Genomic DNA, 7,273 nt, shown 5'->3' with positions numbered 1-7,273 from the left:
CGGCGGCACCCGGGCGCCCGCGCCCCGCCGCCGGGGGCACCCAGCGGCGGCGGTCAACGAGCCCGGCGCCGACACGGTCGCCACGAGAATCAGGCCGACGGCGCACACCGGCGACCGCACCGCACGCGTGAGGTCAGTGCTCGCGCGGGGCGGGCACCACGCGCTCGACCTCGGGGTGGACCGTGAGCAGTTGGCGCATGGCCGTTTCGGCGGCCGCGCCGTCGCCGGTGCCGAGCGCGTCGACGATCCGCGCGTGCTGCCCGAGCGACGCCTCGTTCGGCCGGTCGCAGCCCGTGACCGGACCGCCCGACACCTGGAGGGCCGCCGAGACGATCCCGGAGAGGTGCTCCAGCATGCGGTTGCCGGCGATCTGGATGAGCAGTCCGTGGAACTCGTTGTCGGCGCGCGAGTACGTCAGCGCGTCGCCCTGCGCCATGGCGTGACTCATGATCTCGACCATGTCACAGAGGCGCTGCTGCACGTCCTCCCGCCCGTGCCCGGCGGCGAGGCGGGCGGCGAGCGGCTCGATCGTCCAGCGCAGCTCGCTCAGCTCGCGGCGCTGGTCGTCGCGCTGGGGCCCGAAGGCCCGCCACTCGATGATGTCCGGGTCGAGCAGGTTCCAGTCGCTGACGGGACGCACGCGCGTGCCGACGTTCGGGCGGGCGCTGACCAGGCCCTTGGCCTCGAGGACACGGAGGGACTCGCGGACGACGGTGCGGGAGACCTCGAAGCGCTGGCCGATCTCCTCGGGCACCAGCGGGCGGTCCGCGCCCAGGTCGCCGGAGACGATCATCTGTCCCAGCTGCTGAACGAGTTGGCCGTGCAGTCCGCGTCCGCGGCTGCCCGCGGCGCGCCGGCCGACGCGGCCCAGGTCGGGGTCCGCGCCCTCCCAGGAGGGTGCTCCGACGCGGTCGGCCACCTGGGGCTCTGCGTAGGGGTAGCGGTCGAGTTCGCCCGGGCCGGCCAGACCGGAGTCGGTGGAGCGGGCGGCGGTCATCATGGTGTGCGCAAGGGTACTCACGGATCCTTTGTCGGCGCCGCCTCCAACTCCCTTGAGGTCTTTGGTGAAAAGCACACGAAAGGGTGATCGCTCACCCCGTCGCAATTGACGCCTTATCGGAAAGAAATGGGCTTTCCTCGGGGAGTTGTGTACACGGCGGGATCGGAAGTGGACGCACGTCCATCACCGGAGCCGGGTGCGCAGTGTCGTGTACAGATACGCGCACAGCAGCGCCGACAGCGACAACGCCAGTGCGCTGCCCACGGGTTGGGCGAGCACGCGCGCCATCCCGAGCAGGTAGCGCTCCCCGCCGAAGGGCCACTGCAGCAGGAGGACCTCCCGCATCCGCACCGGGAAACCGGCGGCCACGCGCGGGGCGGGCCCCCGCAGTGCCTTGTGCACGACGGGGACGACGACAACGGGTACGGCGAGAACGGCGGCCATCCCGCCCGCGGTGGACCGGAACACGCCGGCCGCCAGCACACCGGCCCAGGCGCAGCCGACGACCAGACCGAACCAACTCGCGCCCAGCGAGAGCCAGTCCGCGGGAACTTGCGTCAGCTCCCGTCCGTAGAGAACGTAGAGCGCTTCGGCATCGCAGCCCACGGTGAGGAAGGCCAGCATGGCCGCGGTGGCCCCGGAGACGAGCAGTTTCGCGGTGAGCAGCCCCAGCCGGCGGGGCACGGTGCCGCGGTCCGCCGCGAGGGCGGGGTGGCGGAACTCGTCTCCGAAGGCCAGTGCACCGAGCAGCCCCGCCGCGAGCGCCGCGGGCGGCAGCGGCAGCTCCCGCGGCCACGCGGCGAACAGCCGCGCCTGCGGGGTGTGCCCGGTCCTGGCCAGCAGTACGGCCGTGAGCGCGGACACCACGAGCACGGCACCGCAGGTCAGGAATCCGACGCCGATGCCGGCGGCGCGCCGGATCTCGTAGCGAAGAGGGCGCAGGGGGCTGGGGGCGGGGCGGGGGGAGATGGGGGGCGGGAGAGAGGAAAGGGAATCAAGGAAACCTACACCGTCGGGGCGGCCGGCGCTCGTGGCCTGCGCCTGGCGGGTGCCGGGGTTCCTGGCGCCGGGGAGGCGGGTGCGCAGGATGGAGATGACCGCTGCCGCAGTGCTCGCGCCGCCGGTCTGCGGTTGCCGGGCAGCCGAGGCCGCATCGCGCCCGGCCTCCGTGTCGGCCGCAGCCTCGGTGATCCGGCCGCCGGCTTCCGCGAGGACTTCGGCGGGCACGAGTCCAGCGCTTCCGTCGCGCGTGTCCTCGCCCGCGGGCCCGGCATCGCCGTCTGCCGTGCGGCCGGTTCCCGGGGCCGCGTCGTCCGGCGCCTCTCTCTCGGCCGGTACGCCCCGGGCGGGTTCCGTGTGCTCCGTCCCTGGCCGGGCCTCGGACGTCTCCCCGAGCGACGGCTGCTCGCCGCTTGGGGCCTGCGCCCGCCCGTCCGCCAGTGGTTCCTCGCACGAGGAGACACCGGACACATCCCGCTGCGGCGCCGGAGTGTCCGCCGGGCAGTCCTCCCGCTCCCCCACCGAGAAGCCGAACGGCATGACGCCCCGGTCTCTCCCCGAGGCACCCGACGCCGTGACGCCCGGCTCCCCCGACGAAAGTCCGGACGCCACAGGGACCTGCTCCGAGACGGACGCGTCCAACACCGACCCGCCGCACTCGGCCGCCGGCGAACCGGGCACCGGGACGCCTGACACGGACGCGGCCAGGCCGACCTCCGAGGCACACGTCTCCACCGTCGCCAAGCCGTGGACCGTCGGCTCGGGCTCCACGGGCGAAGAACCGGGCCCGGCGTCTTCCCGCTCCGCAAGCGGCTCGTTCGCCGCCTCCGTGACCGCCTCCCCGGACGAGACTGCGGCCCCGCCGCCGGATCCCGGCCCCATGTCACCGACCTCGTCGGCGAGTTGGTGCACGAGGATGCCGTGGCGGAACGCCGTCTCGCCCACATCGGCGGTCGTGGAGCCGTACACCGAGAGGCGATTGCCTCCCTCCCGTACGACCTCGACGGACCGGCGCCCGGTGCGGGCCTCCTTGGCGAGCAGGGCCGCGAGGCGTGGTGCGTGCGGGCTGCGGACGGCCACGCGCGGACGCAGCCGGGTGCGGGCGAACTCCCTGGCCTCCTGATCGGCCACGAGCCTGCCGCCGTCGAGGGTCACGACCCTGTCGGCCGTGCGGGCGGCCTCCTTGGGGTCGGCCGTGGTGAAGAGCACCGTGCCCCCCTGGCCGGCGTGCGCTCGCAGCATGCCGTGCAGCCATTGCGCCTCACGGACGGAGAGGCCGTCGGTGGGCTCGTCCAGGACGAGTGTGTGCGGATCGGGCAGCAGAGCGCACGCCAGGCCGAGCCTGCGGTCCATCCCGCGCGAGAGCGTGCCGAGGCGTTCCTCGCGGAAACTGACGAGGCCGACCACTTCGAGGACCTCGTCGGCCCGTCGCGCCGGAACGCCCGAGGCCGCGCACAGCATGCGCAGATGTCCGCGGACCGAGCGGGCCGGATGCCCCGGCACATCGCCGAGGAGCACGCCGACCTCCCACGAGGGATGGGCGATCCGGTGCAGGGGCCGCCCCCTGAAGTAGGTGACACCGCGCCCATGCTGAAGCTCGAGCATCAGTCTGAGCGCCGTCGTCTTACCCGCGCCGATGCCTCCGAGGAGCACGGTGACATGTCCCGCGCGCGCTTCGAAGGAGAGGTCGTCGACGACGGGCGGGTACGCCTTGCGGGGATTGCTGGTCAGTCCGAAGGCCTGGATCACCTGCAGCAAGATAGCGCGTGATGTCGGTTTTTTCGGGTATCAGTCGATCTGCTACCACACATACTGCCGATAGACCCGGTTCACGTCCGCCGTTCGGATGAATCGACGCCCCGCCCGAGTGGTCGGCCCACCTGATCGCCGGGCGGGCACTCCCGAGTGCGCCTCAGACCTCGGGGCGCAGCATCGGCGGATTGAGCAGGGTGGCGCCGCCCGCCCGGAAGAGCTGTGCCGGCCGACCGCCCTGGCGCGTGGTCGTTCCTCCGGTGGGGACGAGGAATCCGGGGGTTCCGGTGACCTTGCGGTGGAAGTTGCGCGGGTCCAGGGCCACTCCCCACACGGCCTCGTACACCCGGCGCAACTCGCCGACGGTGAACTCGCTCGGGCAGAACGCGGTGGCCAGCGACGAGTACTCGATCTTGGAGCGGGCCCGCTCCACCCCGTCGGCGAGGATCTGGGCGTGATCGAAGGCGAGCGGTGCCACGGGCTCGCCGTCACGGCCGTAACCGCCCTGCTGGAGCAGTTCCTCGACCGGCGCCCAGCGCGCGTTGCTGGCGTCGCCTCCCGCACGCGGGGCGGGCAGGTCGGGCGCCAGCGCGAGATGCGCGACGCTCACCACGCGCATGCGCGGGTCCCGCTCGGGGTCCCCGTAGGTGGCGAGCTGCTCGAGATGAGCCCCGTTGTCCTGGGCCGGGGCCGAGGGGTCGTGTGCACACAGCCCGGTCTCCTCGGCGAGCTCGCGCGCCGCCGCCTGGGAGAGGTCCTCGTCGGCCCGTACGAAACCTCCGGGCAGTGCCCAGCGCCCTTGGAACGGTGGCTCGCCCCTGCGGACCGCCAGCGCGCACAGGGCATGGCGGCGCACGGTCAGCACGACCAGGTCCACGGTGACGGCGAAGGGCGGAAAGGCTGACGGGTCGTAGGGCATGCCGCGATCATAGTCGTCTGCCTGACGATAAACACTCCCTTCCCCGGCCGCATCGGTCGTGGTTCCGCTTCGTTCTGGTATGGGGCGCAGAACCGGCTCCTGTTGTTCGTCTCGGTGGCGTCGTACGAGGTCACACTCCCAGTTGCAGGCCGTCCGCCGCCTCCTCGACCATGGCGAGCCCCAGCCGGCTGATGCGCACGGCGAACGGGGCGCCGGCGACGCGCAGCCCGGTGAGGCCGAGTTCACCGAGCGGCGCGCTGCGCACGGGGCAGAGGGTGACCGTCCGGGCGGGGGTGTCGGGGCGGATGCCCGCGAGCGTGGTGAGAACCATGATCGCGGACGCCGCCGCGGTGGCCGCCGGCCGGCAGGCCGCGGGATGCGGGAGGGGAGCGCTCGCGGCGGAGCGCTGTTCTCCGGCGAACATCTCGGGCAGCCGGTGGCCGAAGTGTTCCGCTGCGTCCAGCAGTCCCTTCAGCAGGCCGCCGGCTTCCTTCTCGTAGCCGGCGGCGGCCAGTCCGGCGATGGCGACTGCGGTGTCGTGGACCCGGACGGCTCCGGTCCGGTGGCCGAACGGGTTGTGTCCCGCCTCCTTGGCACCGAGACCCCGCAGTCCCCAGCCCGCGTCCATGGCGGGGGCCCCGAGCAGCCGGGCGAGGTGTTGGGTCTGTGCGGGGTCGAGCAGGCCCGGTGCGAGCCGGCCGGAACCGAGCAGGCCGGTGTCGAGGAGGTGGACTGCGGCGGAGCCCAGGTGCGGTACGGGTCGGCCGTCCGGTGCCAGGGCCGCGGCCGGATGTCCGCCGCCGAGGTCCTCGATCCAGAAATCGGCCCGGAATGCCGCCTGGAGGGCCTGGGCCCACTGGCGTAACTCGGTGGCGCCGGGCCGGTCGTAGGTGTCGAGGAGATCGGCGCCGAGCAGGGCCGCCCGATGCGCGTGGGCCTGTGTCTCGCAGCGGGCCGGACCCCCGGGCTGGGGGTCGCGGAGGTAGGTGCCCTCGCCGATGGTCGTCCGCAGCCAGGTGAGGCAGCGTTCTGCCGCGGGCAACAGCTCCCTTGTCTCCTGCTCGGGCAGTCCCCAGCGGCGGGCCTCGGCGAGCAGTGCGGGAAAGAGCAGTGTGGCCTCCGTGCCCGTGCAGCCGGGTGGTAGGAGCGGGCCGGCATCGCGTCGTGGCCCGGGAATCAGGCCGGCCTGTGGGCTCCGGTCCGCCAGCTGGGTGCGGGCCAGGGTACGCAGTGTGCCCGCGGCGAGCCGGGTGCCGAGCGGCAGGGCCATCCGGGCCGCGGCCAGGGCCTCGGCGGGAGACATTCCGCAGCGCCAGGGCGCGCCTGCCGCGAGATGGGTGTCGGCGGGGTGGGCGGGGTCTCGCAGGAGCAGCGCCTGGAGATCGACGACCGCCCAGTCCAGCAGCGGGGCCACCCGGGAGTCGTCGCCTGTCGCCCGTGCGGGGGCGAGCGGGCTGGTCGTGGCCTGTGCCGCCGCCCGCAGGGGGCCCGCGCCGTCGAGCCGCACCCTCAGTTCCACGGCTGCCGTACCGCCCGGCGGGAGTTCCAGCTCCCAGCGCAGCAGCCCGGCGGACGCGAGGGCGTCGGAGGGCGGCGGGTCGGCGGTGACGGAGGCGGCGACACCGGCCGTGGCCCAGCGCAGGCCGGAGTCGTGGACAGTGGCCGGGAGTTCGGGGCCTGCCTTGCCGGAGGCGATGGCGCCGAGGTCGGCGAGGTCCGTGCCGAGGGCGAGCTCGACGGGCAGCCTCAGCGGTCGTGCGGCGGCATTGCGGAGCGTGATCCGCTCGGTTCCGTCGGCACGACGGGTCCGCTCGACCACGACATCGGGATCGGGACCGGCGGTCGGGGAGGCACGCAGAGTCCCCACGAAGCGGGCGCTGTCGGCGCCGGTCATCCTGGCAAGCACGGCGAGCGGTTCGCGCCCGGCCACGCGCATCTGGCACCGCGAGAGCAGGCGCCTGCCGGCACGGTAGAACCCGTCCAGTCCCCGGCCGGTCAGTTGTCCGCCACCGGAGATGGCGAGACCGGGCAGGGCGACACAGATCAAGGCGGTGTGCGTGGGCGGCAGCTCGGGTGCCGGCCGACTGCCCTGCGGTGTGCGCACCGACGGGGCGGCGGACCGGCGGCGGCTTGGGGCAGGGGTGGGCGCGGGTGAGTCGCCCCGGCCCCGGACCGGAGCCGACACCGGTGACGTGCCCTGGCCTGGGACGGGGGTCGACGCCAGTGGCATGTCCTGGCCTGTCGAGGAGTTCGCCCGAAACTCCTTGGGCAATGACAGGGGGCCGATGGTCTGCCGTTCGGTGACACCGGCGCCGTCCGTCGGCGACCACTCGCCCCTGTCCCAGGGCAGGCGTTCCTCGTCGGCGGCGGAGGTCGGAGTCGGCGGTTGGTGCATGGGGTGGCTTCCTCTGCGCTCGCGGCGCCTCGAACATGCCGGGCGACCCGTGGGACGCCCCGGCGGACCAGGGTCGTACGGCGGCAGGGCCCGTCCAGGCGCTCCGCCACTCAGGTGAACGGAGAGGGACTCGTCCGGGTCACGGCTCGCCTCGGGGGGAGGCGGCCGAACGGCAGCGCAAGGGACGAGTGGTGCCGCTCGAGCCGGC

At 73.8% G+C, this 7,273-nt stretch carries 4 protein-coding genes; all 4 read right to left on the bottom strand.

Translation table 11 applies throughout. The features are described 5' to 3' along the window. Window positions 1-133: 133 nt before the first annotated feature. The 4 genes from ACWDEN_RS32970 to ACWDEN_RS32955 all read right to left on the bottom strand — a co-directional run bounded on the left by ACWDEN_RS32970 (window position 134) and on the right by ACWDEN_RS32955 (window position 6,900). Window positions 134-1,021, bottom strand: coding sequence for a FadR/GntR family transcriptional regulator (locus tag ACWDEN_RS32970; RefSeq protein ID WP_450861487.1), 888 nt, complete (start codon window positions 1,019-1,021; stop codon window positions 134-136). 162 nt (window positions 1,022-1,183) lie between these two features. Further along, the gene (locus tag ACWDEN_RS32965; protein WP_450861485.1) at window positions 1,184-3,748 is read right to left on the bottom strand and encodes an ATP-binding cassette domain-containing protein; all 2,565 of its coding nucleotides are present in this window, start codon (window positions 3,746-3,748) and stop codon (window positions 1,184-1,186) included. Between the two features lie 163 nt (window positions 3,749-3,911). Beyond that, the gene (locus tag ACWDEN_RS32960) at window positions 3,912-4,670 is read right to left on the bottom strand and encodes an NUDIX hydrolase (RefSeq protein ID WP_351612397.1); all 759 of its coding nucleotides are present in this window, start codon (window positions 4,668-4,670) and stop codon (window positions 3,912-3,914) included. Window positions 4,671-4,800: 130 nt separating this feature from the next. After that, window positions 4,801-6,900, bottom strand: a complete 2,100-nt coding sequence (locus tag ACWDEN_RS32955; protein ID WP_450861491.1) for an amylo-alpha-1,6-glucosidase — start codon at window positions 6,898-6,900, stop codon at window positions 4,801-4,803. Window positions 6,901-7,273: the final 373 nt, after the last annotated feature.

Source organism: Streptomyces sp. NPDC001153 (assembly GCF_053598315.1).
The sequence above is the reverse complement of the archived record's forward strand: the minus strand, read 5'-3'. Positions and strand labels throughout refer to the sequence as shown.